At 37.0% G+C, this 22,728-nt stretch carries 26 protein-coding genes; 10 read left to right on the top strand and 16 right to left on the bottom strand.

The window, feature by feature from the left end; all coding sequences use genetic code 11:
• Positions 1 to 516 precede the first annotated feature (516 nt).
• Entirely contained in the window at positions 517 to 1,722 is a 1,206-nt protein-coding gene (locus tag AC2S94_RS06415) for a site-specific integrase (RefSeq protein ID WP_156284941.1), read from the top strand.
• A 963-nt stretch (positions 1,723 to 2,685) separates the two neighbouring features.
• Here AC2S94_RS06415 and AC2S94_RS06410 read toward each other — a convergent pair.
• The 7 genes from AC2S94_RS06410 to AC2S94_RS06380 all read right to left on the bottom strand — a co-directional run bounded on the left by AC2S94_RS06410 (position 2,686) and on the right by AC2S94_RS06380 (position 9,063).
• Positions 2,686 to 3,654: a nucleotidyl transferase AbiEii/AbiGii toxin family protein gene (locus AC2S94_RS06410; protein ID WP_156284938.1), complete on the bottom strand. Its 969-nt coding sequence runs from the start codon at positions 3,652 to 3,654 to the stop codon at positions 2,686 to 2,688.
• Complete coding sequence (locus tag AC2S94_RS06405; RefSeq protein ID WP_156284936.1) at positions 3,654 to 4,379, bottom strand: DUF6088 family protein; 726 nt, start codon at positions 4,377 to 4,379, stop codon at positions 3,654 to 3,656. The genes AC2S94_RS06410 and AC2S94_RS06405 overlap by 1 nt, the downstream gene beginning before the upstream one ends.
• Before the next feature lie 102 nt (positions 4,380 to 4,481).
• Positions 4,482 to 6,071 carry a type IV secretion system DNA-binding domain-containing protein gene (locus AC2S94_RS06400; protein WP_156284934.1) on the bottom strand — a complete coding sequence of 530 codons (1,590 nt, stop codon included), beginning with the start codon at positions 6,069 to 6,071 and terminating at the stop codon, positions 4,482 to 4,484.
• A gap of 10 nt (positions 6,072 to 6,081) precedes the next feature.
• Positions 6,082 to 7,113 (bottom strand): MobB family relaxase, encoded by a 1,032-nt coding sequence (gene mobB, locus AC2S94_RS06395; RefSeq protein WP_156284932.1) that lies wholly within the window; start codon positions 7,111 to 7,113, stop codon positions 6,082 to 6,084.
• Between the two features lie 11 nt (positions 7,114 to 7,124).
• Positions 7,125 to 7,526, bottom strand: coding sequence for a BfmA/BtgA family mobilization protein (locus AC2S94_RS06390; RefSeq protein WP_156284930.1), 402 nt, complete (start codon positions 7,524 to 7,526; stop codon positions 7,125 to 7,127).
• A 664-nt stretch (positions 7,527 to 8,190) separates the two neighbouring features.
• The gene (locus AC2S94_RS06385; RefSeq protein ID WP_037317162.1) at positions 8,191 to 8,640 is read right to left on the bottom strand and encodes a JAB domain-containing protein; all 450 of its coding nucleotides are present in this window, start codon (positions 8,638 to 8,640) and stop codon (positions 8,191 to 8,193) included.
• Between the two features lie 78 nt (positions 8,641 to 8,718).
• Complete coding sequence (locus AC2S94_RS06380) at positions 8,719 to 9,063, bottom strand: single-stranded DNA-binding protein (RefSeq protein ID WP_037317165.1); 345 nt, start codon at positions 9,061 to 9,063, stop codon at positions 8,719 to 8,721.
• A gap of 692 nt (positions 9,064 to 9,755) precedes the next feature.
• On the opposite strand from AC2S94_RS06380, the gene AC2S94_RS06375 reads away from it, so the two are divergent.
• The 8 genes from AC2S94_RS06375 (at position 9,756) to AC2S94_RS06340 (ending at position 15,107) form a co-directional block, all read left to right on the top strand.
• Positions 9,756 to 10,121, top strand: a complete 366-nt coding sequence (locus AC2S94_RS06375) for an ArsR/SmtB family transcription factor (protein WP_037317168.1) — start codon at positions 9,756 to 9,758, stop codon at positions 10,119 to 10,121.
• 1 nt (position 10,122) lies between these two features.
• Positions 10,123 to 10,746, top strand: a complete 624-nt coding sequence (gene merTP / locus AC2S94_RS06370; RefSeq protein WP_051935782.1) for a mercuric transport protein MerTP — start codon at positions 10,123 to 10,125, stop codon at positions 10,744 to 10,746.
• Entirely contained in the window at positions 10,747 to 12,093 is a 1,347-nt protein-coding gene (locus AC2S94_RS06365; protein WP_037317171.1) for a dihydrolipoyl dehydrogenase family protein, read from the top strand.
• Between the two features lie 13 nt (positions 12,094 to 12,106).
• Positions 12,107 to 12,313, top strand: coding sequence for a GDCCVxC domain-containing (seleno)protein (locus AC2S94_RS06360; RefSeq protein ID WP_081912600.1), 207 nt, complete (start codon positions 12,107 to 12,109; stop codon positions 12,311 to 12,313).
• Positions 12,314 to 12,375: 62 nt separating this feature from the next.
• On the top strand, positions 12,376 to 12,750 hold the full coding sequence (locus AC2S94_RS06355) for a metal-sensitive transcriptional regulator (protein ID WP_037322012.1): 375 nt from the start codon (positions 12,376 to 12,378) through the stop codon (positions 12,748 to 12,750).
• A gap of 148 nt (positions 12,751 to 12,898) precedes the next feature.
• Complete coding sequence (locus AC2S94_RS06350) at positions 12,899 to 13,171, top strand: thioredoxin family protein (protein WP_037317174.1); 273 nt, start codon at positions 12,899 to 12,901, stop codon at positions 13,169 to 13,171.
• A 211-nt stretch (positions 13,172 to 13,382) separates the two neighbouring features.
• Positions 13,383 to 13,709, top strand: coding sequence for a four-helix bundle copper-binding protein (locus AC2S94_RS06345; RefSeq protein ID WP_037317176.1), 327 nt, complete (start codon positions 13,383 to 13,385; stop codon positions 13,707 to 13,709).
• 198 nt (positions 13,710 to 13,907) lie between these two features.
• Entirely contained in the window at positions 13,908 to 15,107 is a 1,200-nt protein-coding gene (locus AC2S94_RS06340) for an MFS transporter (RefSeq protein WP_037317179.1), read from the top strand.
• On the opposite strand, the gene AC2S94_RS06335 is transcribed toward AC2S94_RS06340, so the two are convergent.
• On the bottom strand, positions 15,100 to 15,408 hold the full coding sequence (locus AC2S94_RS06335) for a hypothetical protein (RefSeq protein ID WP_156284927.1): 309 nt from the start codon (positions 15,406 to 15,408) through the stop codon (positions 15,100 to 15,102). The genes AC2S94_RS06340 and AC2S94_RS06335 overlap by 8 nt on opposite strands.
• Before the next feature lie 205 nt (positions 15,409 to 15,613).
• Between AC2S94_RS06335 and AC2S94_RS06330 the strand changes: the two genes are divergently transcribed.
• Positions 15,614 to 15,961, top strand: a complete 348-nt coding sequence (locus tag AC2S94_RS06330; protein WP_037317185.1) for a nuclear transport factor 2 family protein — start codon at positions 15,614 to 15,616, stop codon at positions 15,959 to 15,961.
• A gap of 50 nt (positions 15,962 to 16,011) precedes the next feature.
• Here the strand turns inward: AC2S94_RS06330 and AC2S94_RS06325 are convergent, their stop codons facing one another.
• From AC2S94_RS06325 to AC2S94_RS06290, 8 genes are all read right to left on the bottom strand, one after another.
• Complete coding sequence (locus AC2S94_RS06325; protein WP_037317188.1) at positions 16,012 to 17,265, bottom strand: hypothetical protein; 1,254 nt, start codon at positions 17,263 to 17,265, stop codon at positions 16,012 to 16,014.
• Positions 17,237 to 17,674, bottom strand: coding sequence for a QcrA and Rieske domain-containing protein (locus AC2S94_RS06320; RefSeq protein WP_013073437.1), 438 nt, complete (start codon positions 17,672 to 17,674; stop codon positions 17,237 to 17,239). The genes AC2S94_RS06325 and AC2S94_RS06320 overlap by 29 nt, the downstream gene beginning before the upstream one ends.
• Entirely contained in the window at positions 17,671 to 18,879 is a 1,209-nt protein-coding gene (locus AC2S94_RS06315; RefSeq protein WP_013073438.1) for a di-heme oxidoredictase family protein, read from the bottom strand. Before AC2S94_RS06315 ends, AC2S94_RS06320 begins: the two co-directional genes overlap by 4 nt.
• Positions 18,880 to 19,765: 886 nt before the next feature.
• Positions 19,766 to 20,587 carry a universal stress protein gene (locus tag AC2S94_RS06310; RefSeq protein ID WP_013073440.1) on the bottom strand — a complete coding sequence of 274 codons (822 nt, stop codon included), beginning with the start codon at positions 20,585 to 20,587 and terminating at the stop codon, positions 19,766 to 19,768.
• A 57-nt stretch (positions 20,588 to 20,644) separates the two neighbouring features.
• Positions 20,645 to 21,001 carry a SpoIIAA family protein gene (locus AC2S94_RS06305; RefSeq protein WP_008615606.1) on the bottom strand — a complete coding sequence of 119 codons (357 nt, stop codon included), beginning with the start codon at positions 20,999 to 21,001 and terminating at the stop codon, positions 20,645 to 20,647.
• Between the two features lie 18 nt (positions 21,002 to 21,019).
• On the bottom strand, positions 21,020 to 21,196 hold the full coding sequence (locus AC2S94_RS06300) for a hypothetical protein (protein WP_013073441.1): 177 nt from the start codon (positions 21,194 to 21,196) through the stop codon (positions 21,020 to 21,022).
• Between the two features lie 9 nt (positions 21,197 to 21,205).
• Positions 21,206 to 22,522, bottom strand: a complete 1,317-nt coding sequence (locus tag AC2S94_RS06295) for an APC family permease (protein ID WP_013073442.1) — start codon at positions 22,520 to 22,522, stop codon at positions 21,206 to 21,208.
• Positions 22,523 to 22,540: 18 nt separating this feature from the next.
• On the bottom strand, positions 22,541 to 22,726 hold the full coding sequence (locus tag AC2S94_RS06290; RefSeq protein ID WP_013073443.1) for a hypothetical protein: 186 nt from the start codon (positions 22,724 to 22,726) through the stop codon (positions 22,541 to 22,543).
• Positions 22,727 to 22,728: the final 2 nt, after the last annotated feature.

Below are 22,728 nucleotides of genomic sequence, written 5' to 3'. Positions count from 1 at the left end.
ATATTAGAAAGGAAGCTCTTTTCCCGTAATGGAACTTTTCGAGAAAAGTTGAGAAAAGTGCTGAACGGGTTATGAAAATTGATTACTATATTTAAAATAGGTCTAATGGTGATTCTAAAGAATGGTCAATCTATTTCATTTAAAAGACTTAGCTTTTAATTTCCGCTTGGGTTCTAATAGTATTTAATATTAAAAGAAAGCAATTGATATTAGAAAAAACTGGTATATGAAAAATGCTCTATTCTGTACTTATTCTGTACTAGTTGAAATAAAAAAAGGCTTCCGATTTTTCGAAAGCCTTGTCTTTGCTAGTAGCGGGAACTGGACTCGAACCAGTGACCTTCGGGTTATGAGTTTTCAACCTCCACCCTCCAAAATGAACCAAAACACCTGTTTTTCATTGACTTATAATTATACTAATATTTTTCAATATTAAAATATAAGGCTTAAAACTAATAAATGTTGTACCTATGTTGTACCCGTAATTTGCTATATTTATAGCTCAATGTATTTATTATGGCAACCATTAGAGCAGTTTTACGAAAAAAGAAGAATTCAGAAAACAAATTCCCCATAACAATTAGGATCACAAAAGACAGAAAAAGTACGTTTCTGGGAACCGGCCAATACATTGAAGAAAAGTATTGGGATAAAAGGAATAGGTGTGTGAGGAAAAAACATCCTAATGCGAATTACATCAATAATTTTATTATATCGAAAATTGCCGAAGCAAATCAAAAGGTTCTTGAAGCTGAAAGTAATAGAGAATACCAGAATGTTGAATCCATAAAAAAGAAAATAACACAGAATAAAAAAGTTGATTTTTTTGAAATTGCAGATAAGCATCTGGAAAATTTAAAAAGTAGGAATCGACATCATCAGTATGATACTGAGGTAGGTCGCTTAAAAAAGCTAAAAAAATTTATAAAAAAAAACGAATTAGGTTTTAATGAGATAACTGTTTCACTCCTTAAAAAATTTGAAGCCTATTTACTTCACGATAAAAAGCGTTCACCGCGTACGGTAGTGAACTACCTGATTTTAATACGAACTATTTATAATCTTGCCATATCTGAATCTTTAATTGACCGAGGTTTGTATCCCTTCGGAAAAGGAAAAATTCAGATCAAAATTCCAGAAACTCAGAAAATTGGTTTAAACCATAAAGAGATACAACGCCTGGAAAATGCCGTTAACCTGACCGAACCTCAGCAAAAAGCTGTTCATATATGGCTTATCAGTTTTTATTTCGCTGGGATCAGAGTAGGTGATGTATTAAAATTAAAATGGTCAGATTTTAATGATGGTAGATTAATGTACCGTATGAACAAAAACAGTAAACTGGTAACACTTAAAACACCGGATAAGGCTGAGGCCATCTTTAAACAATATCGTAAAAAAGATTGCCAACAGGATTTGATCTTTGACTACCTTGAGGATACAGACTTATCAGATACTCACAGAGTTTCTATTAGGACTCAAAGTGTAAATAGGAACCTAAACAGACTACTAAAAAGGGTGGCATCCAAACTGAAGATCAAGAAAAAAATGAGCATGCATATTGCACGGCACAGCTTTGGGAATATTTCTGGGGATAAAATCCCAATTCAAATGCTGCAAAAGCTTTACCGTCATTCGTCGGTGACTACCACTATAAATTATCAAGCGAACTTTATTCATAAGGAAGCTGATGATGCATTGGATAGTGTAATCAATTTTTAGATAGTACCTTTGTAGCTCAACGTGGTCAGGGAAGCGTTAAGCGTGGACTAATTTAAAAAATTAAGACAATTTAGAACGTATTAGTTTGGAACCAACCACGCAAAATCTGGTTGTTTTAAAAATCATTATTTTTGAATTCAAGTTTAAGATAGCGGTTAAAGAGTGGCCAACACCTAGCAGATGATGGGGGCGGCTTTCGGCTGATAGAGACAGCGTTATCTAATATTAATCTGCAATTAAGCTCCGTGTTAGGCGGGGCTTAATTTTATAAGACTTGTTGGCGAGAATTTCTAACATATCCTATATCATAAATATTAAGAGAGCCTTCCTAAACTGGAGATTCAGCAATTGAAACCTTACAGAATTCTGCTTGGTTTTTACAGTTTTAAGCAAAATTTTATTTCTCTGATTATCTCAGCATTATCTCTTTCGAGTACTATGAAATAGCCTCTTATTTTAATACAATTTTTGCTAATTGCTTGATTTATTGAACTACACATTAATATATTGGGTTAAATACTGATTTCACCAAGAAATTTTCACAAAAAGAAAAATGCCTATTCCCCTTAATTATTTTTGGAATGTTGTGGCCTCTAAGCAGATATAATTGGTGCTATAAATTTTCACATATCTGTCATTACCGTCACCAAAAAGACTTACCTCCTATCATCATTCTTTTTCAATCACAAATCTTTTATCAATTTATCAGATAGATTCTACTTGGTTGTCAATTTTGACTGCCGAAATTACTTATAGGTTTTTGACTCTAAGATGGTAGTAAAAAATCATTTACACCTATATTGTTTTTCCTTTCTTATAGAAGATTAAATTAACCCAAAGCGTATTTTTCTCCAAAATTCGTCTAAATATATTGCAAAACCGAAGCAAGTATAAATCAACGGGTATTATTCATTTTCACCTTCAGAAGAATGTTCTTCTAGTACCTCATGATACATACTTATTTTAAAGTTTTATCCCTTTCCCCTGACAAAATTCCAAAATAGCTTCACAAGTCTCATAATCTTCATTCTCAATTGCATGAATGTAAACTTTTTGTAAGGATTCAACTGAGGGTGCTTTTTTCATTTTATTGAGAGCATATTGGCTAAAGAACAGGGACTGGGACGGATGTTTCAGTAACCACTCCTTATCATTGGGAATGGCCTTATCATCATCTTTGCCAACTTGCAGCAGCATTTTTTCAAAATCATCAGATTGCAAAAACGAAGCGATTTTATCTTGTTGCAGCAGTTGATGCAAATCATAAGTATGACGAACCTTATCTGTTAAATCTTCCAAAGGATTTTCGGTATAGGAAAACCGGACCAGGCTTATTATTTTTTCACAAAAGGTACGTTCTATACTTAATACCCTAACCTTAAAAGGTTCAAGGTGGTACGCATTGATAAGATCTACATTATTAGTCGTGGCAATAAAGGCGGTAATCATAGAATGGACACTGACTATTTCTGAAGGATGGGATTTCCCAAGACTTGAAGCTTCCACTACAATATGATCCCGGATCTGGCCGAAGGCACCCTCCACGCCTACTTTATCATAACCATAAACCACTTTTCTAATTTTGCCTCGTTTGTTTTCTAAAGGATGGTCAGGAATAACAGTCATAACCGGTTCCAGTGCACCAGTGACTTTTTTGAGTTTTCGTTTTAGGGAATTATCGGTTTCCCCCTCCTGTTTTATAACGACCAAATCGATATCTTCGGAAAAGCGCTCAATAATCCTGAAGCATTTAGATAGGGATGTTCCACCTTTAAAAACGGCGAGCTCCCTGGTTGATTCATTTGTGAAAATCTCTTTAAGTGCTAAAGTAACCCAATAGTCCTTTTCCACATAGATTTCAGAAATTCCAAAATGTTGAGCAGTAGCTACAATAGCCCCCTGAAATGCATTTTTAAAATCATGTAATTTCATCAGGAGATCTTCCAGTTTGTAGTGGTGGTCAGTATTTTTTCGGATATTCCGAATTCATAATTGCTTAAATAATTAAGGGTGTTTTTAAGCGGTTCACTCATTTCATTAAAAGAGAGTGCTTCAAGAAGAGCTCCTAAAAATGCCCTCACCTTGGGTGGATAGGATTTAGCAAGATTAACTAGTTGCATTCTATCGGCGTTAGAAAGCCCTTTGATTTTTTTCTTTAAAAAATCAACCCCTTTCTTTTTATCCAGATCCGGAATTTTCTTAAAATCTTTCATTACGTCCAGTAATTGCAAGAAAAGAATATTTCCTTTGGAAACAGGTGCATAACTTTTAGCAGGCTTAACAACAAGGTTTCCAATCTTGGTTTTTATCATCTTATCCCAACTGGCCACTCTTAGCGTTGTAGGAATTTGAGTAGTAAGGCCAAGTTCATTATATAACCGAGTGCCTGTTATGTATGCAATTGGCTCACCATTTTCAAAAAGATAACTATAAAGTATTTCTTCCTCACTTGGTTTTATTTCCCCAAAAATAGTTTGTTTGGGCTTATAATACATCCCTTTTTTATATCTTTTAATCACACCCCTGGCAGCCATCCTACTTAAAGCTTTTGCAGCAGCAGAGAATTCATTCTGGGGAATGGATAGGCTATCATAGGTAAATACCTTCCCGGTATTTATACGAGCTACTTGAAACTTTATGGATGTCGCAATATTCATAGTATGGCAAAGATAGTGAATTGATCCATAAATTGTCAAGTTTTTTATATTATTTACTTGACAATTATCAAAAATGAATGATAATTAAAAACTATATTCAGCTTACTCAAATATCGATTTGGCTTCCTTATACACCCTTTCAAAATTAGCTTCTAAATCAGTTTTAGAATAAGGTTTTTGATCATTAGCTGCAGGTAGATCGCGGTAAATCTTCTGCAATTTAAACTGTACTTTTTTATCCTTCCCGTCTGCATAGGTTATAAACTCTCCTTGTTTTAACCGAAAGAAAACATCGGCACGGATTTTTGGAATCTCTTTCTCCCCGGTGGTTACCCTCGTATCAAAATCAAGACTGTACCCGCGGTTGACACTGGTCGTGGGCTTTTTCACAATTTCAAAAAAGCGCTCGTAATATTTGGCGGTATCGGGGTCATTTACCTTTCCAAAGAACTGGTAAGAAAGATTACTCAGGATTGCCTTACTGGCTTTATCCCCATACATCATATCGTTTTGGATCTTATCCTGCATTACATAAATAGTAGCGATATCATAACTCCTCAAGGTTGCCGGGATCCTGTGCATATTGAGCAAACGCAAGGTCGGCGCCTCTTCCATCAGCAGGAAAGAAGCTTTAGAGTTACGCACACTCATTTGTTTAGTGATGGTATGGATAATAGTGGCTATGACCGGGGAGTAGGAAGCCTCGTATTTGGGATTATTGACCACGGAAATAACCGAAGGGTTTTGCTCACTATTAATATGAAGTGGAACTTCATCTTTAGAAAGGACCATAAAGATCTGTTGGGTACTGATCCTTTTAAGGGCATTGGCTAGGGTACTTTTCACCCCGGCCGTTTGCCGCTCAGAATCTTTACCGCTAATAAAGGCATCGGCCATTGCACGCGAAGTAGTATTAGTTTCCAAAAATTGGATAAGGCTATCGGTATCCAGGTATTGGTAAATAGCGATAAGGTGCGGGAGGGTGCAAAACTTAGGGTAATCGCTTTTTAATTTCCAGATCAGTCCCCCGATCAGCCCTTCTGCGGCATCATTAAAAAATTTTGTAGTCCCCGAGGTACCTGACTCTCGTTGTTCAAGTAGGTTTTCCACCAGTACCCGGGAGACTTCATTGACGCTTTCCTCATTTTCCAGGTATCGTGGAGCGATGGGATTCACCCGATGGAGGATCTTATCAAAGGAAATAATCTTAAAGGGAATTTCCCGGTCTTTAAAAAGCGGGTAGGCCATTTCAGTGAGTTCAAAGTCCTTATAGTCGTGGATCACCCCACAAAAATCTTCCTGTTGAAAATGCTTTAAAAAACCATATACTACACTTTCAGTTTTTCCACTTCCGGCAGAGCCAATAACGGAAGCACCCCGTTTAATATTTTCCAGTTTAAATTTTCCTTTGGTGGTTGCAAAACCGACCTGGTATTTTTTATTGATTTTTTTATTATCCTGGTGAGTATGTAAAAAAACATACATCAGGGTATTGATCAGGAGCAACGGACACCCCAGGAATAACAAAGCCGGAATCCACTGGTTATCCTGGACCCCATAAATGCCTAGGGCCACCATTAAGAATAAATTCAAAATAAAAGCAAAGCGGTTGATCAGCTTAAAACATATATAGAATAATATGCTTATCAGCCCGATGATCAGAAGCAGTCTAAGAAGGTTTTCTATGTCCATAACATTTAAATTAAATACCAATTGAACTTGATTTAACGGCTACCTCCACCCCTTTCTTAAGCCTATTGAAGATTTTGAGGGCAAGTTGTGCCTGGGAGGTTGGAATGCTCGGCATCATCGAGATACCCGATTCCCGGATAAGCTTAAAAGCAAATGCTTTTTCGTTAGCGGGTAATCCCATTAGCGCGGTAAAATAGTGGTTCGGGTTTTTGATAAATTCCTTTCGGGCCGTATAGGTTTCCACAAAATTGCGCTGATAGCCGAAAGTTTTATCAAAGGTCTTTTCTGCCTTTTGAAAAAAGCGATCCCGGTCAAATCCTCGTTTAACGGTCTTGCCATTAAAGCTAACTTCCGAAGCTTTGTATTTACTTCCCGGGGATAAGCTAACCGAGTTAGAAGCATCTTTTCTACTTACGATAATATGGATATGGCTTTGGTTTCCCGATTTGGGCATTCCCTGTACGATTCGCTTACCATCTTGCCGATGTGGAGCCCTTGCTTCCAGTTTCTCAATTTCCTTTTCCCGCTTCTGAATACTTCCCTGCATCAGCCCGGTTTCTATTTTTCGGATCTCACTTTTGAGTTGAAGAATTTTAGTGGCGTAAGGCTGGTTTTCACGAACCTGGCGGTCTGTACCTTTAAAACTCCTGCGATGTTCGATTTTAGCGTAATATTTAATATCATTGATATTAATCGGCCTTCCGTCTATTTCCCGGTTAAAAGAGGCCACATAATCCTTCATCAATTCCCGGGTGTACCTTTTTAGTTCCTTGCTACTGTTTTGCAGCCGTTTTAATTCGTATCTGGAAGGGCTAACGGTAATAGAATAGAACTTCGGTTCTTTCTTTTTGAGCTTAGCGGTATTGTTATCAATTTCTTTGACAACTTTCTCCGGGGTGATGGCATCCTCATATTGATTAAAGAAATGTTCCTTTGCCCCTTCGGCTACCCCTTCATTTTCTTTTTCGAGGTAGCTAACAAAACCGGCCGAACTTTGGGAGTAATTCCCACCTAATTTTTGAGGTGTGATCGTGATATACATAGCAGGAAATTTTACAGGATATTATCAGAATTATCTCTCTCCTCCAGACTATCTTGTTCCTGTTTTGAAACACCCTCCTGTTTCTCCCGGAGGATTTTCTTTTCTAGGATCAAGGGTTTCTGCTTGGGCACTTCGGTTTGGAAAAGTGAGGCGATCATCGCCGCTGTAGGCTTAGTTTGCGTTTTTTCCATATCACGCATAATGGCAATAACTGCATTGATACGTTTCTTAAAAGAAGCTTCGATAGTCCTGCCGGTTGGCCCTAATTTTTCGTGGGGGGAAATTTCATTATAGAAGAAAAAGTCGAGCATTGTTGCCAGGGCTTCGGTGTGTGATTTGAAGTGTGTTCTTGAAAATTCCTGAAAACGTTTAGCTGTTTCCTTTTTGAACCTGATGCCGATAAATGAGTCCATAATTCGCCGATTTGTCGCAAATTCTTCCCTAAATATGGGCATTGGCAAGCCATTTGTCGCAAATTGCTTAAACTCAGGAATTTAAATAAATTTTAAACAACTGGTTTACAGTTGTTTAAAAACGAAAAGGAGTGCTTAACATCGCGTAGCGTGTTACCCTCTTGCTACTCCTTTTCGTCCCGCAGCGCGGGACAAAAATTCCGTACAATTTGGACTGTTGGCTGTCTTAATAGACAGTCAAAAGCCACTTGCCAATTCCCGGAAAAAATTTCCGGATTAATATTTTTTTTGATGTGCAGGTTTATCGGCGAAAGTCAAAAATAGATAGCCCTGCGTAAATTTGAATGCTGAAGATCAGCGAAATAAAGATACATTTTTTTTATAAAATCAAGACAAAGAATACCTAACGAATAATTTTTTTCTATATTTATAATCATTTGAATTTTTCATTTAATGATAGAAAGGAAAATCCAGGTAACAGCGGATTTTCCTTTTTTACTTGAACTGAATGTGAAATGCTCCTTATTTTTGAGCACAACCAACCAGACTATTTTTGTGTTTCTTTTGGAGCTGCTTTGCTTAAGATTCGTTGAGAAATCTTAAGCCAAAAAAACACCTCTAAAAATAGAAGTGTTTAAAATCTGGTTAGCATTGGCCAGGTAAATTACAGAATTCCCTCATCCGCAAAACTGTAATAATTACCATCAGGAATAAGAATAATATGATCCAGTACTTTAACATCAAAAAATGATGCCGCATTTTTAATTTTTCTGGTCAGGCTTTTATCTGCTTCACTTGGTCTAAGGGTTCCGCTGGGGTGATTGTGCAATAAAATTATTGCCGTGGTTAAGGACTTTAATACTACTGCAAATAGGATTCGAACATCGACCAGGGTTCCGGTAATACCTCCATTCGAAACTTCATAAATTCCTTTAACCTTATTAGCATTATTGAGCAGTATAATTTTAAAAGTTTCCTGCAATTCAATATTATTTTTATTCCATTGCTCAAAGGCTAATTCTGCCGCACACCTGGAACTGGTTATTTTTGGAAGCAAATTTGTTTTTAAACTTCCGCTGTAGCTTATCGCTATTTCATTAACTTTGGATTTCATTATTAGCTTATTTAAAGGGTTAATAATTAAAAGAGGGCGCAACTTTCGAAGGGAACGCCCTCTTTGTTTTTTGGGTTCTTAATCAGTAATTTCTCTATTTCCAAGAAAGAGGATTTCACTTACTAAAATTTCGGTAACATATCGTTTCTCTCCGCTTTGGGTTTCATAGGATCTGGAAGTTAGTTTGCCACGGATAGCCACTTCTTTACCTTTATCAACATATTTCTCGATAAGCTGTGCCTGTTTTCCCCAGGCCACTACATTGTGCCAGTCGGTTTGTTGAATTTTCTCTCCTTCCTTGTGATAGTATTCATTGGTAGCCAGTGAAAAACTGCTTACTTTTTTACCACTTTCGAAGTTTTTAATTTCAGGGGCATTCCCCACGTTTCCGATTAACTGTACTTGATTTCTTAGATTACTCATAATTAAAAGATTTAGATACCTGCTTTTTTATATAGGTTGATTAAACATTGATTTACTTATTATATCCGGAGCGTTTTCCTTTTTTAATTTTTTTATTTCGCTTCCGGGTATGTTGTTTTGAAATGATTTCATAATTGTTATTTGTTGATTTACTTCCTATAGAGCCGTTTGCTGTTACCTTTTTTGATGCTGATACATTTTCAATATTTAGAATTAGGGAAGGTTTATAAAAAGGAGGGACGACTGGCTTATGCAACCTGTACTAACTTCTAAATATTGGTATTTTGCATTACAAAAAAGGTAGGGACAGCAACGGCCGGGAAGGAAATGGAAATACTGAAATTGAGAAACAACCGGAAGCGAAGTAAATGAATAAATGGAATTCCTATTAAGCGGGCGTCCTTTGTTACTTAGTTTATAGAATAAGGCTATAAGATTAGCACAACTTATTATTTATCGAATACATCAAGAGAAAAAATGAAAAGGATGCTCAAGATATTCTTAAGAAAGCTCTTTACCCAAAATGGAGTATTTAGCGAAATGAAGCGGTAATGTGCTGACTGCTATACAACTCATAGATAATGGTCATAATCTCTTAAATGTATAAAGCAGAATATGTTAATTACATTATTTAAGTATTTGCTTAAATACGTATTTTATTATACCTTTGAAATCTAAATAATAAATTAACCATGGAAATTTCGTGTACAAGAGCCCAAGCTGATCATCAACAACTTCTCAATTGTAAAAATGTTCTTGAAAAAATGGATGATAATTTTCAGGATATGACCAAACTACTATCTATTGCTGGTAGTGAGGTGCGTTTAAAAATTTTATTCCTCTTGAACATGGAAGACGAATTATGTCCCTGTGATATTGCTGATATTTTAGAAATGAGCGTACCGGCAATCTCTCAACACATCCGGAAAATTAAAGATGCGGGTTTTATCTCCTCAAGAAGAGATGGGCAAACCTTATATTATTCTTTAGTGAAGGATAAAACAGCTGTACTTGATGCTGTTTTCACTACTATCAAAATGGTTAAAAAAACTGCGTAAAATGAAAACTTCCCAAAAATCAAATAGTCCGGCATATTTGAGCATAATTACTGCAGTAACAGCTTCCGTATGTTGTATTACTCCCCTCCTGGCAATTTTAGCAGGTAGTAGTGGACTTGTAACCACTTTTTCCTGGATAGAACCTTTTCGTCCTTATTTGATTGCGCTTACTATAGGAATTCTTGGTTTGGCCTGGTATTTAAAATTGAAACCTAAAACACAAGAAGAAATAGATTGTGCCTGCGACGAGGAAGCAAAACCATCTTTTTGGCAGTCCAAAAATTTTCTATTCATAGTTACAGTATTTGCCGGATTGATGCTGGCTTTCCCTTATTATTCCAATATATTTTATTCACAGCCCAGTAAGGATATAGTGTATGTTTCTCAATCAAACATAATAAAGCACACCTTTGAAGTTGAGGGAATGACCTGTGCAGGATGTGAAGCCCACGTAGAAAGTGAGGTAAATAATCTGGATGGTATTTTATCAGTCAAGGCGAGTTACGAAAATGCCAATACCGTGGTAGAATATGATAAAACTAAAGTTGATTTGGTCGCAATTCGAGAAGCAATAAATAAAACTGGTTATAAAGTAATCGTTACAGAAAATAAAGAAGAGAAGTAGATGAAAAAATATGATGTATTTGTAATAGGTTCCGGGATGTCAGGTATGACCGTTGCTAATAAATGTGCCTCCAAAGGCCTTAAGGTGGGAATTACCGATGAACTTCCCTACGGTGGAACCTGTGCCCTAAGAGGCTGTGATCCTAAAAAGGTGATTATAGGAGCAACTGAAGTACGTGATTTTGCGCAAAGGCTTAAAGGAAATGGAATAGATACCGTACCTGAAGTCAATTGGGAAGATATTATGGCTTTTAAGCAATCTTTTGTGGATGCCATGCCTCCTAAAATTGAAAAAGGATATAAGAATAAAGACATAGACACCTATCACACTTCAGCTAAATTTGTATCTAATAACACCTTACAGGTAGGAGATGAAGTTATTGAAGCAGATAAATTCGTAATCGCAACAGGTGCAAAACCCCGGGTACTGGATTTTGAAGGTGGAAATTTGGCACTTTCAAGTACAGAATTCCTTAACCTGAAAAAGCTACCTAAATCACTTTTATGTATTGGAGGTGGCTACATTGCCTTTGAATTTGCTCATATCGCTGCGCGGGCCGGTGCCGATGTAACTATATTACATCGCGGAGAATTTCCATTGGAAAACTTTGATCGTGACATTTTACAACATCTTGTGGATGCAACCCGAAAGCTAGGAATTAAACTGGTTTTGAAAACCGACGTCTCTAAAATTGAAAAGAAAGAAGGCCATTATGTAGTAACAGGAAAATCAGATGGAAAAGAGTCAGCTTATAAGACAGCATCTGTCTTTAACTCGGCCGGTCGTCCTCCAGCGATTTTTGATTTAGATTTGGAAAAAGCAGGGATATCTTTTTCAAAAAAAGGAATCACAGTCAACGAATATCTTCAAAGCACCTCTAACTCCAATATTTATGCAGCGGGAGATTCGGCAGATTCTAAAGGCTTGCCCCTTACCCCTGTTGCGGTGATGGAAGGACATGTTGTGGCTTCAAACCTCATTAAAGGGAACAAGAAAAAAGTCAATTATCCCCCAATGCCTTCCGTAGTTTTTACGTTACCCACACTGGCATCAGTAGGATTGACCGAAGCAGAAGCCAAATCACAACAAATTGAATATCAAGTTAATTATAACAATGCGGAAAGCTGGTTCAATGCAAAACGATTAAATGTTCAGGAATATGCCTACAAAACCATTATTGATAAAGAAAATCAGACTATTCTTGGCGCCCATTTAATAGGCCCTAACGCGGAGGAAACCATCAATTTATTCGCCATGGCGATAAAGACCAAAATAAAAATCAATGAGTTAAGAACAATGATATTTACATATCCAACATTGTCATCAGATATCCCTCATATGCTTTAAAAATAAAAAGATTATGGAAATAGAACTAGTATCTACCATTACATGTCCTGGTTGCGGACATACAAAAGAAGAAGAAATGCCCACAACAGCCTGTCAGTTTTTTTACCAATGCGAAAATTGCAGTCAATTATTGAAACCAAAGGAAGGTGATTGCTGCGTTTATTGTTCTTATGGTACTCTTGCCTGTCCACCCATTCAGGAAGGAACAAATTGCTGCTAAAAATTTAAAATACTTTTGGAGACCTCCCCCACACCAGATGTATCTTGCTGAAAATTAAAAATATGATTCCTAGAGATCTAAGTAAAGATATAAAAACCCGCTTGCAGAGCATCAGCGGCCAGCTTAACGGACTTATAAAAATGCTGGATGAAAATAAAGATCCAGAAAAGATCCTGATCCAGTTCAAAGCTGCGCAAAAAGGGCTTGATAAGGCGCATTTTCTTCTTTTAGATGAAGTGTACCGCAAAGCGCTGGCGATTACAATTTCAGAAACGGTGGAGGCCTGTCCCGGTAATTGCGGTAATGAAGAGCGAATTGAATTCATAAGAAAACAATTCCCTGATCTTGAGCTTAACAGCCTTACCGATAAAATGAAGGAGGTTGATGAACTTAAACGAAGACTAGAATCTTATATTTCTGAAAATAGACCAGAGTAAAATATTCTTCTATTTAATTTAATACTATTTAAAATCTGTTTTACAAAAACAGGTTTTTTTATTTGGAGACCACCCTGGTTCCGCTCTTATCTTTGAACTGTTCTTTGAAAATAAGGATAAAACTGATTGTTAAATTAAATTCATATAAATGAAAAGACAAGTAGAAATATTTACGGCAAATTGTCCGGTATGCGATCCGGTAGTGAAAATGGTAAAAGAATTATCCTGCGATAGTTGCGAGATTACCACCTATAACCTGGTGGAACAATGTGAGGATAAGACCTGTATAGATAAAGTGCAGGAGTACGGTGTAAAGAGAATTCCCGCGGTGGCGGTTGATGGAAAATTGCTTGAGTGCTGTACAAACAATGGTATAAGCAAAGAAAAACTTATCGAAGCAGGAATAGGAAAAGCCAGTTAGCAAAACCATCGTACTGAAATTAAAATCTGAAACTTTTTATGGCAGCCATTTTTGGCTGCCTTTTTTTTTAATCAAATTAAAATGTTAAATCTTTATTAATCGGCTTGCCTACCCCCCGGGCTATGAGTCGATATTTGAAAAGAGGTTCGGCTCTTAATCTTTTATTTCTGATTTCCGAACAGATCAGGAAGTAACTAAAACCATTTAAATTATGAAACCATTAAGTTCAGAAATGCAAAAATGTATCGATGATTGCAACGCCTGCATTACTGCGGCGAGAATTTGCCTTGACCAACATTTGGGGGAACCAGACATGAAAGAATGCCACAAATTTTGTCTGGATTGTATTGCTTTATGCAGTGCGTGCGTCCAGCTGTTAGCCAGCCAGTCTGATTACTCAAAACGGCTATGTGCTATTTGTGCCGACTTATGTAAAGCCTGTGCTGATGAATGTGCAAAGTTTGACAGTGAAGTTTGCAAGCAATGCGCAGAAAAATGCAATGCCTGTGCCGAGAGCTGTAAAAAAATGGCAGCTTAAAAAACAGTTGTAGGATTTTTTTTTCCAATAGGAGCGGCTAAAAAGTTGCTCCTTTTTTTAATAAGGAAGCTAACATTAGGATACCACCCCAGGTTAGATTTTATGTTTGACATCTTTATAACTGTGAGATGGCAGTTTATTCAAGAAGCCAAATAAATATAACAGCTTTAAAATTCCCAGTAAAAATAATACAGAGTAATGGAAAATCCCAATTCAAATAAACCATTAAAAACCATTTTTCCACCCCTGGTCATGGCAGCGGGCTTAATATTTTTTCAGGCGTATATGATAGCGCCACTTATTCCTAAACTGGCAACTATTTTTAATGTATCAGAACAGCGGATTGGTCTTATAGTACCCGCTTACATGCTGGCTTATGGAGTTTCAGTACTTTTTTATGGCCTCCTATCCGATAAATTTGGAAGAAAACGCATACTTCAAATATCCCTCCTGGCTTTTATTGTATTAACAGCGATAACCGCCCTGGTGCAATCTGCTTCACAACTCATCCTGTTACGATTGCTCACGGGTTTAGGGGCAAGCGGTGTGGTGCCAATGTCCCTGGCCCTTGTAGGAGATATGTTCAAACCTTCGGAAAGGGGGAGACCCCTGGGACTTTTATTTGCCGCTATGGAAGGAGGAATGGCTTTAGGTTCTACCGCCGGGGTAATGTTGGAACCTTATACAGGCTGGCGCATGTTATTTTTGGCAACTGCACTATTGGCCGCTTTGGCATTATGGATACAAGTAGCCCGAATGGGCTGGAAACAGGAACCTCATAAATCCGGCCATACTTCATTAAAAAACATGTTAGGTGGGTTTTACAGGCTACTTGCTTTCCGGCGGGGGCTAAGGACGTATTTATTCGTATTCTGGAACGGGATCTTCCATTCAGGTATTTATACCTGGTTAGGGGTCTATTTTGTGCAAAAGTATGATCTGGGGCCAATAGAAATTGGTTTGGCCATTCTCGGTTATGGCCTGCCAGGATTTTTCTTTGGTTCCCTTATAGGGCGCACAGCTGATCGTAGGGGGCGTTATCCGATTATTTTAATAGGTTTGGCAACAGCAGCCATAGCAACAGCCAGTCTCGCTCTGGAAATACCCGTTCTTGTTGCAGCCCTTGCAGTCACCTTGATTTCTTTCGGATACGACCTCACGCAACCTTTATTTGCAGGTATAGTAACCGAATTGGGCGGCAAAAAACAGGGTGGACAAGCAATGGGACTCAACGTTTTTGCATTGTTTACGGGCTTTGGTATCGGTAGTCTGATTTTTGGGGAATTATTGAAACTAGGGTTAGATCAGGCGTTAATTATTTTTGCGGGCGTACAGGTAGTATTTACGATTGTAGCCGCACAACTTTTAAAAACAGAAATAAAATTATCAACTAAATGATAAAATACAAAATCCATTTTAATTCTGGTAAGGCCATAACCTTTTTAAGGTGGAGCATTGGCATAATTTTCATCTGGTTTGGGATGGTTAAATTTTTTGTTGGGCTAAGCCCGGCGGAAGATTTGGCTTCCTCAACCATTTGTACCCTCACCGGCCAATTCTTTCCACAAGGAAGTTGTATGCCTATATTGGCTATTTTTGAAAGCCTTATTGGCATATCCTTGTTATCGGGGAAGTTTTTGAAATGGGCTTTAGGCTTACTTTTCCTGCATATGTTAGGAACTTTTTCAACCTTCTTCATTTTTCCCGAACAAATGTTTTCCCATTTCCCATTTGTATTAACCATGAAAGGTCAGTATGTCATGAAAAATATAATCATACTGGCAGCAGTGATCGGTATTTGGAACTCAACAAGAAAAATGGTGTCCATAAGGGATGATCCCAAAAAATAGAATGTGCTGCAAACAATTTTTTAAAGCCTAGTTTAAATATAAAATTTTTAGCCTATGAGAACTACAGAAGAAGTATTAAAAGATCATCTGGAACTTTCTAAAAAGGGATCTATAGAAGAGGATCTGCAGAAAAACTTTTCCAAAGATTTGATCCTGCTTACTACGCATGGTATTTATAAAGGACATGAAGGACTAAGGGAATTAAATAAAATGCTGATAAAGGATTTCCCCGAAGCGGAGTTTAACTATATCAATTTTCTTTCTGAAGATGAAATAGCTTTTCTGGAATGGACTGCATATTCAGACAGTTCACAAATAGATGACGGAGCAGATTCCTACATAGTGCGCGAGGGGCTGATAATTGCCCAGACCATTCATTATACTATCCGAAAGATAAACTAATCATGCTACCCCGAGCAGCCCACTCCATTAGTTAAAAAAGCATATCATTCTTAAAAATAGGTGCTAAAACCTAGGTACCAGGTGGCCGTTTTTGTGGCTGGATTATTTAAAATGTCATTCTGCCACTGATAACGATAATTCAACCTTAAAACCGTTGCAGGTGACGGTCTAAAACTTATGGAAGGAGTAACCGCAATTAAATCATCCCCTATATTTGTATTAGTTTGAGTGAAGTTACCAATATTAAAATCAACATAATCTGTCCGAGCGGAGACGTTTAAGGATGCATTTTCCCAACCGAACATTTTCTTTTGCAACACTGGTTGAACTACATCCAGAAAAAATCCTGCTTGTTTATTTCCAAACTGTTGCGTAAATGTTTTTGGCACATCCACCCACACATAAGCGCCTTCTCCAACAATATAAGTGCCGGTTGATTCAATAGTAGTGCTAAGATCAATAGCGAAGACATCCACCCTCCTATTCTTTTCATCTATCTGTAGTCCATCTTCCATTACACGATTGTATGTACCGCCCATATAAGAAAAACCAACCTCACCTATATTTCTATTTCCTATAGCGAGTTTTGTAGTAATTAAAGGGTCACCGCTGAAATTTTCTTCAAAACGCTCTTCATTTTCTTTAACGGATGAAAGAGAGGTTCGATCTTTTGAATTATTAATTATACTATTGTCAAATCCATTTGAGAGGTATGCTTCATATCCGATAATCCAATCTCCAGTATTTGTTTTACCATACATTCCAAAACCTGCATTAGAAAAAGTGGCGGGTAGTAATTTTACTGCCACATCAGGTCTTTCTACAAACTCCCATTTAGGACCATCGTGATTTTGATTAAAAGCACCGATTGGATTCAAGATTATTCCACCTCGTAAATTGAGAAGAGGATCAAAGGAGATATCCATAGCAGCAAATTCTATGGCAATCTCTTTACCTCCCTCTTCAAACTCTACTTCCGTTAAAAATTTAATTCTTTTGTTAATTGAGGCAGACAGAAATAATGTTAAACGTCGTGCTTGAAAAGATAATCCTTCTGTCAATCCATCTTCCACTGCATATATCGAATTGGCTTCAAGATATCCCCCAATAGATACCGGAGCTTTATTTATTGTTAGAGCTGGTCGATTGTATACCGCATCCATGTTAAGTTGAGTATCTGTTGTATCTGACTTCGTTCTTTTAAGTATATCATCCTCGTTTTGGGCTATTAAATTTCCACTGAGGGTGAACAATATTAAGGTAATGATCAAATAATTAGGAGAATAAAATATAGATGTTTTCATCGTCTGTTTTCGTTGGAAATGTTTTTAGTTTTTGTTCAGCAGGTCCTTGTAATACGGTTCCTTCATTGGAAAATTGGCTTCCATGGCAAGGACAACTATAGATACCCCCACCAACATTAAGCTCGCACCCTCGATGAGTGCATTTTAGTAAGGAAGCTATATAGTCTTCACCAACTTTATATAGACAAATAGGGAATCTGTATTTGTTATTTTGTATAAGGACAAACTCTCTTTTAGACACCTTGTTATTTTTTTCAAGAATAAACTCATGCTTCGCTATGGTTAACTTATCTACCTCTTCCTTTGCTGTAGCATAGTAAATTCCACTGCATGAATGTAAAAAACCTAAACTTGGTATTGTTATAGCAACAGAGGAAAGGGTTTGGATAAATTTTTTTCTTTTCATCATAATGAATTTATAAATTCAAGTAGTTGCTTTTTTTCCTGATTCGATAGGGCATTGAACTCATCCCTTGAATTTTTGGCTTCACCGCCATGCATCAAAATGGCTTCCTCAATACTTCTTGCCCTGCCATCATGTAAAAGAAACAAACCTCCTCCTTGTGAGTTTTCAGAAAGGCCAATTCCCCATAGCGGAGGGGTTCTCCATTCGGATGTTTCAGCAAAACCTTCGGTATATCCATCGTCCAGACCAGGACCCATATCATGAAGTAGTAAATCTGTATAGGGATGAAATCCTTTATTAGATAGTGCTTCGATAGGCGAATATCCCGTTTTCATGCTTGGGGTATGGCAGGCAGCACATTGAATTCGGGAAAAAATTTGTTTGCCAGATACAACATCAGGATCATTTTGATTTCGAGGTATCGGAGCTTTTAAGGTTTTTAAATAAAAAACCACCTCGTTAACTACCTGAGTACTGATTTCCGGGTCCTCTTCCAGCCCGCTATAAGGATCTATAGGTTCAAATAATGATGTAATACCTATATCTTGATTATACGCACCTACTGTTTGATGCAATAAGTCATAACTAATTGCCTTTTTACCAAACCTAAAAATATATTTACCTCCACGTGAAATACTATTTGGCCGAATTTGAACATATTCAGGAGGATATGCGAAATGAGCTCTACCACTTATTCCGTCGCCATTCTCATCATAAGGATCGGCTAGAGAAAGTATACTTTCATCTGGAACAGCATCCAAAAAACCTAATCCTGTGACCGCAGGCGCAACCAAGGTTGTGAAGGGTGCTCCTGGAGGTAGCTTTTCAGGCTGAAACCCCTGAATTGCTTTATTCTGTAATTGATTTTTACCATCCCCAAAGTCTGCAAAAGGATTTCCTAAAGTATCACTTTGACCGAATCTTATAAATTGATTAAACGGGTGACCTTTACCATCCCCAGAATGACAACTAACACAGCTAGTACCTACGAAAACGGGGCCGAGTCCAGTTTCTGCGGTAAATACTTCATCATTGAACGCTATATCCCCATTCAAGAACTGAATCTGCTCTTCAACTGATAATCCTTCTACAGGGCCATCAAGAAGTTCATTTTCCTTTGGAGGAACAGGACCATATTCATCAGCTAATTTTTCACAGGATGTAAAAAAAGCGATAAAAATAATTAGACTTAACCATTCTATTTTCATTACCTAAAATATTATTTAGACAAATCTAAAATTTATTTTTTAATAATCTAAATATTGAAAGTTATTATCTTAAGAATATATTTTTAAAGTTGTAGGAATATATAGTATTAAGCTTCTTAAAAGATTTACCAACGGCGAAAACCTCGTTTGTACGTTTAAAGTTTCTAACTTGGAAGCTTTGTATTTACTCCTATGAGACAGCCTACCTATTAGGAGTATTATGAAGGTTCTCAATAATATGAGTATAATTCTGGTCGCCCCTCCTTTAGAAGTACTTGAATTGAAATACCAGAGAACTCCCGATTCCTTATATTACAGGGAATCGGTTTTTAATTGAAGTATTTTGTTTACAAAAGGTCAATTTTCTACGCCTCTTAAAACTTCAACTTTTAAAAAGAAAAATAATGAATTCCATAGAATCATTAGATTAAGAAAAAGTTGGTAGGTAAACATTTTTAAATAATCAGGGCTTATGAATAAAGTCTTTTAAGACAAAAAAATACAATAAAAATGATGCAATGACCAAAAGGATTAATGAAAAAATTCCAAAAAGCTTTTCTTTTTTAGTTATTTTATTCCGGGAAGATTTTTGACCCTTCTTCTTTCTTCTATTTCTCCTATATTTTGACATTTTTCTTCTACACTTTCTTTTGGGTAAATTGCAAACTTATCGCTTTAAAAAGGGTTTATTCCCTCTAATTAGATAAAAATTCATTGTACTGTAGTCTTACAATTGCCTTAATTTAGGGCACCTAGGATACCATAGGAATATTTCACAAATAATTCTGTGGTCTTACTGAAGGTATGAAGCTCAGGAATTCAGTTAATTTCTAAAAAATAGTGACTTCATAAACTTAAAAATGCAGATTTGTTTTCAATCCTACTATCATTTTAAAATAAGTACAGGAACTTCTGATTTGAAAATCATTTTCCGTCTCAGCCCCAGTTCAGTTAGTTTTTCTATAAAGGCATGTTTCCTGTAAAGTAGCGCCAAAATATCTATGGCATTATCTTTCAAAAAACCGGTTATTTTATCTTCAGTTTTCCCTTCGGAAAAAAGGTGAACAGAAATATTCTGTAGATTAAAAAACTCCTCATAATAGTTTTTTATCTCCTGTTCTTTAATAACTTCATCTTTACTTTTAGCAAAATGAAATATAAAAAGGCGCGCGTTAAATGCCTTTAATAGATCAGCCAGAACCTTTAGTTCCCTATCAGGTTTCAGATTATCTGAATCCAGCGCCAGACAAATTCTTTTTAAACCAAAAGTTTCTAAATCTTCAGGTACAACCAGCACAGGGCAGGGTACATCCTTGCTCACTTTTTCACTGGTAGTTCCTGCAAGGTAACCTTCTACCTCACCTGCACCTTCTGTCCCCATAATTATCAAACCTGCTTTTTCTTCTGTTGCTAATTGATAAATTATATCTGAAGGTCTTCCTGGGGCTACCATACTCTTATATTTTATTGTCGCCAGACGTGGAAAATTTTCGAGAAATTCCAGCATTTTTTCTTTGTACAATTTCTGATAAGAACTAAAGTTGTCGGGAACCGGATAAACTATAGCCCCGTATCCGGCATATTGATAACCTTCAGAATAGGCATGAACAAAGATAATTTCTGAATTTAAAGATTCGGCCACCTTTATGGCATACTCAACTCCAATTTTGGAACTTTGACTAAAATCAATCGGAACTATTATTTTCATGGTTTTTTAATTTTAATTATACATTCAGTTTTTCAATTAATTGTTTAAATAAAAGCTTTATTGTTTAATCCACTTTTTGGCAATCTCCTTTTCCTCTAAGTCAAAATATTTTACTTCAGCATTGGTAAAAGGTTTCATGAACTTTGTAATCCAGTCCTGCCATTTTTTATCACCTACCATGGCGATTTTTTCATAATCTTTTGCGTGGGCAGTATCCATTTTTAGATCTTCCCACAGGCCTGGAAAATCCCAGCCGGTAAAATTCTCCATTTCAAAATACCAGCGTACGTTTAATCCTTTGTCCAAAATAGCATGAATAATGGGATGTACCTTCTCAATATCCATTTCGGATAAATCTCCCGATGCTCTGGTTGCAATAATATTATCTCCTGAAATCTCTATAATTTGTAACATATCTATTTTTATTAATTATTAACCGCCTAAATCGTAAAACCATTCTTCAGCTTTCATAATTCCTTCTTTTATGGCATTTCCCTTAGTATAATTCTTTTCTATAACCAGACTTTTAGCAATTTCCAGGGCTTTTTGCTTCACTGCAGGATGGAGGCCATCCAAACTGGTTTTAAATTCTTCAAAGGTCCATTCCATAGCTTCATTTTAATGGTTGAACAGTTCTTTTTCTTTTTCGGGATCCATCTCATTCTTTGACTTTTTGTCCAAAAAATAATCCAGCACGATGCCCACTATAATTGCTCCCACAAAAGCAACATACACCTGCCAGTTAAACTGAACTACCAGAGACAGGCTAATAATTATGGCCAAAATGGGTAGGATAGGTACTTTCCCTATGGAAAGGGGAACTTTAAAAGGTCTTTCTTTGTCAGGTGCTTTATAACGCAAAACGATGAGTGCAATATTCACAGCTACAAAAACGAGTAACGCCCCTAAAGAGGACATTCCTGCGACAATTTTAATATCTCCCAATAACAAAAATGCCGCTACCGCAGCCATAACCACCAGTGTAGTTACCCAGGGTACTTTCTGTGCATTGGTCTTGGTCATAAATTTTGGAAGCTCGCCCACGCTTGCCATACCGAAAAGCAACCTGCTAATGGAAATAATGCCACTAAAAGCCGCATTAGCCGTAGCAAAAAGTGCCGCAACTGCCAGGGCTACGGGCAACCAGGAATTTAAATTTGAAGCGGCCAGCGACAATGGGGAATTTACCTTTGCTATTTCTGCGGGGTCACTTATATTGAGTACCGTAAAAGATATTAGTAGGTATATAATTGTGGTAAACACCATTGTCAATAAAAATGCCCTCGGAATCGTCTTGCCCGGATTTTTTACCTCGGAACCCAATGCTGCCATATGCTCAAAGCCGGTATAAACAAAAAATAAGGTAGCAGTCGCTGCCAGGGTGCCGGAAAAGGACTCCACTTTAAAAAATTCTGATTTTGGTGGTCCTGTTTCCAAAAGTCCGACCGCAATAAGAATAAACAATCCCAATAGCTGAATACTGACCATAATGATATTGGCGGTAGATGATTTTTTGATGCCCGTAATGCTTATAAATGCAAGAATCAGTAGCACAGCATAGCTAACCAGTAAGGAAGGGATGTTAAAAAACGTATTGAAATACCCTGAAAAAGCAAGTAGCACCGCGGCGATGGTGGCCGAACTGTGAAATGCAATCGTCCAACCTGTTAGAAAAGATGGAATGTCGATTTTTGGAAAAGCTTTCCGTACAAAAATGAATTCTGCACCGGCATTAGGATAGGTAGAGGACAGCTCTGCATACGACATTGCCGAGACACTGGCCGCAATGGCGGCAAAAATAAAACTCAACCAAAGGTCTGTTCCCGCCTGTCCAGCGGCTGCACCAATTACAGTATATATTCCAGCACCAACAATGGTACCTACACCATAAAAAGTAAGGCGAAGAGTACCCAGAGATTTTTTTAATTCTGCCATAATACTATTAGTAATATATTATCCATTTCTATCTAAATTCCTTTTTTCCATCTCTGCCTTTACGATGCCACGCTCAATAGCCTCTTCTTTTGAACAATTTTTGTTCAAATAGAAATCCCTTGCATATTTTAATGCTACTGCTCTAATATTTTCATCCAGCACATTAAGCCTCTCCTGGTAATCCTTAAATAAATCCTCCTTCATTT

The organism is Christiangramia pacifica (genome assembly GCF_057221535.1).
The sequence above is the reverse complement of the archived record's forward strand: the minus strand, read 5'-3'. Positions and strand labels throughout refer to the sequence as shown.

Coding starts and splice junctions, on each gene's coding strand:
- AC2S94_RS06295 (WP_013073442.1), bottom strand. CDS start 22,522: ATGGCAGAATTAAAAAAATCTCTGGGTACTCTTCGCCTTACTTTTTAT.
- mobB (WP_156284932.1), bottom strand. CDS start 7,113: ATGTATATCACGATCACACCTCAAAAATTAGGTGGGAATTACTCCCAA.
- AC2S94_RS06325 (WP_037317188.1), bottom strand. CDS start 17,265: ATGAAAACATCTATATTTTATTCTCCTAATTATTTGATCATTACCTTA.
- AC2S94_RS06345 (WP_037317176.1), top strand. CDS start 13,383: ATGAAACCATTAAGTTCAGAAATGCAAAAATGTATCGATGATTGCAAC.
- AC2S94_RS06330 (WP_037317185.1), top strand. CDS start 15,614: ATGAGAACTACAGAAGAAGTATTAAAAGATCATCTGGAACTTTCTAAA.
- AC2S94_RS06400 (WP_156284934.1), bottom strand. CDS start 6,071: ATGGACATAGAAAACCTTCTTAGACTGCTTCTGATCATCGGGCTGATA.
- AC2S94_RS06360 (WP_081912600.1), top strand. CDS start 12,107: ATGGAAATAGAACTAGTATCTACCATTACATGTCCTGGTTGCGGACAT.
- AC2S94_RS06300 (WP_013073441.1), bottom strand. CDS start 21,196: ATGGAATGGACCTTTGAAGAATTTAAAACCAGTTTGGATGGCCTCCAT.
- AC2S94_RS06380 (WP_037317165.1), bottom strand. CDS start 9,063: ATGAGTAATCTAAGAAATCAAGTACAGTTAATCGGAAACGTGGGGAAT.
- AC2S94_RS06340 (WP_037317179.1), top strand. CDS start 13,908: ATGGAAAATCCCAATTCAAATAAACCATTAAAAACCATTTTTCCACCC.
- AC2S94_RS06305 (WP_008615606.1), bottom strand. CDS start 21,001: ATGTTACAAATTATAGAGATTTCAGGAGATAATATTATTGCAACCAGA.
- AC2S94_RS06405 (WP_156284936.1), bottom strand. CDS start 4,379: ATGAATATTGCGACATCCATAAAGTTTCAAGTAGCTCGTATAAATACC.
- AC2S94_RS06385 (WP_037317162.1), bottom strand. CDS start 8,640: ATGAAATCCAAAGTTAATGAAATAGCGATAAGCTACAGCGGAAGTTTA.
- AC2S94_RS06290 (WP_013073443.1), bottom strand. CDS start 22,726: ATGAAGGAGGATTTATTTAAGGATTACCAGGAGAGGCTTAATGTGCTG.
- AC2S94_RS06320 (WP_013073437.1), bottom strand. CDS start 17,674: ATGATGAAAAGAAAAAAATTTATCCAAACCCTTTCCTCTGTTGCTATA.
- AC2S94_RS06375 (WP_037317168.1), top strand. CDS start 9,756: ATGGAAATTTCGTGTACAAGAGCCCAAGCTGATCATCAACAACTTCTC.
- AC2S94_RS06390 (WP_156284930.1), bottom strand. CDS start 7,526: ATGGACTCATTTATCGGCATCAGGTTCAAAAAGGAAACAGCTAAACGT.
- AC2S94_RS06335 (WP_156284927.1), bottom strand. CDS start 15,408: ATGAAGAAGGTTGAAAAAGTTCCTAACATATGCAGGAAAAGTAAGCCT.
- AC2S94_RS06310 (WP_013073440.1), bottom strand. CDS start 20,587: ATGAAAATAATAGTTCCGATTGATTTTAGTCAAAGTTCCAAAATTGGA.
- AC2S94_RS06410 (WP_156284938.1), bottom strand. CDS start 3,654: ATGAAATTACATGATTTTAAAAATGCATTTCAGGGGGCTATTGTAGCT.
- AC2S94_RS06355 (WP_037322012.1), top strand. CDS start 12,376: ATGATTCCTAGAGATCTAAGTAAAGATATAAAAACCCGCTTGCAGAGC.
- merTP (WP_051935782.1), top strand. CDS start 10,123: ATGAAAACTTCCCAAAAATCAAATAGTCCGGCATATTTGAGCATAATT.
- AC2S94_RS06415 (WP_156284941.1), top strand. CDS start 517: ATGGCAACCATTAGAGCAGTTTTACGAAAAAAGAAGAATTCAGAAAAC.
- AC2S94_RS06350 (WP_037317174.1), top strand. CDS start 12,899: ATGAAAAGACAAGTAGAAATATTTACGGCAAATTGTCCGGTATGCGAT.
- AC2S94_RS06365 (WP_037317171.1), top strand. CDS start 10,747: ATGAAAAAATATGATGTATTTGTAATAGGTTCCGGGATGTCAGGTATG.
- AC2S94_RS06315 (WP_013073438.1), bottom strand. CDS start 18,879: ATGAAAATAGAATGGTTAAGTCTAATTATTTTTATCGCTTTTTTTACA.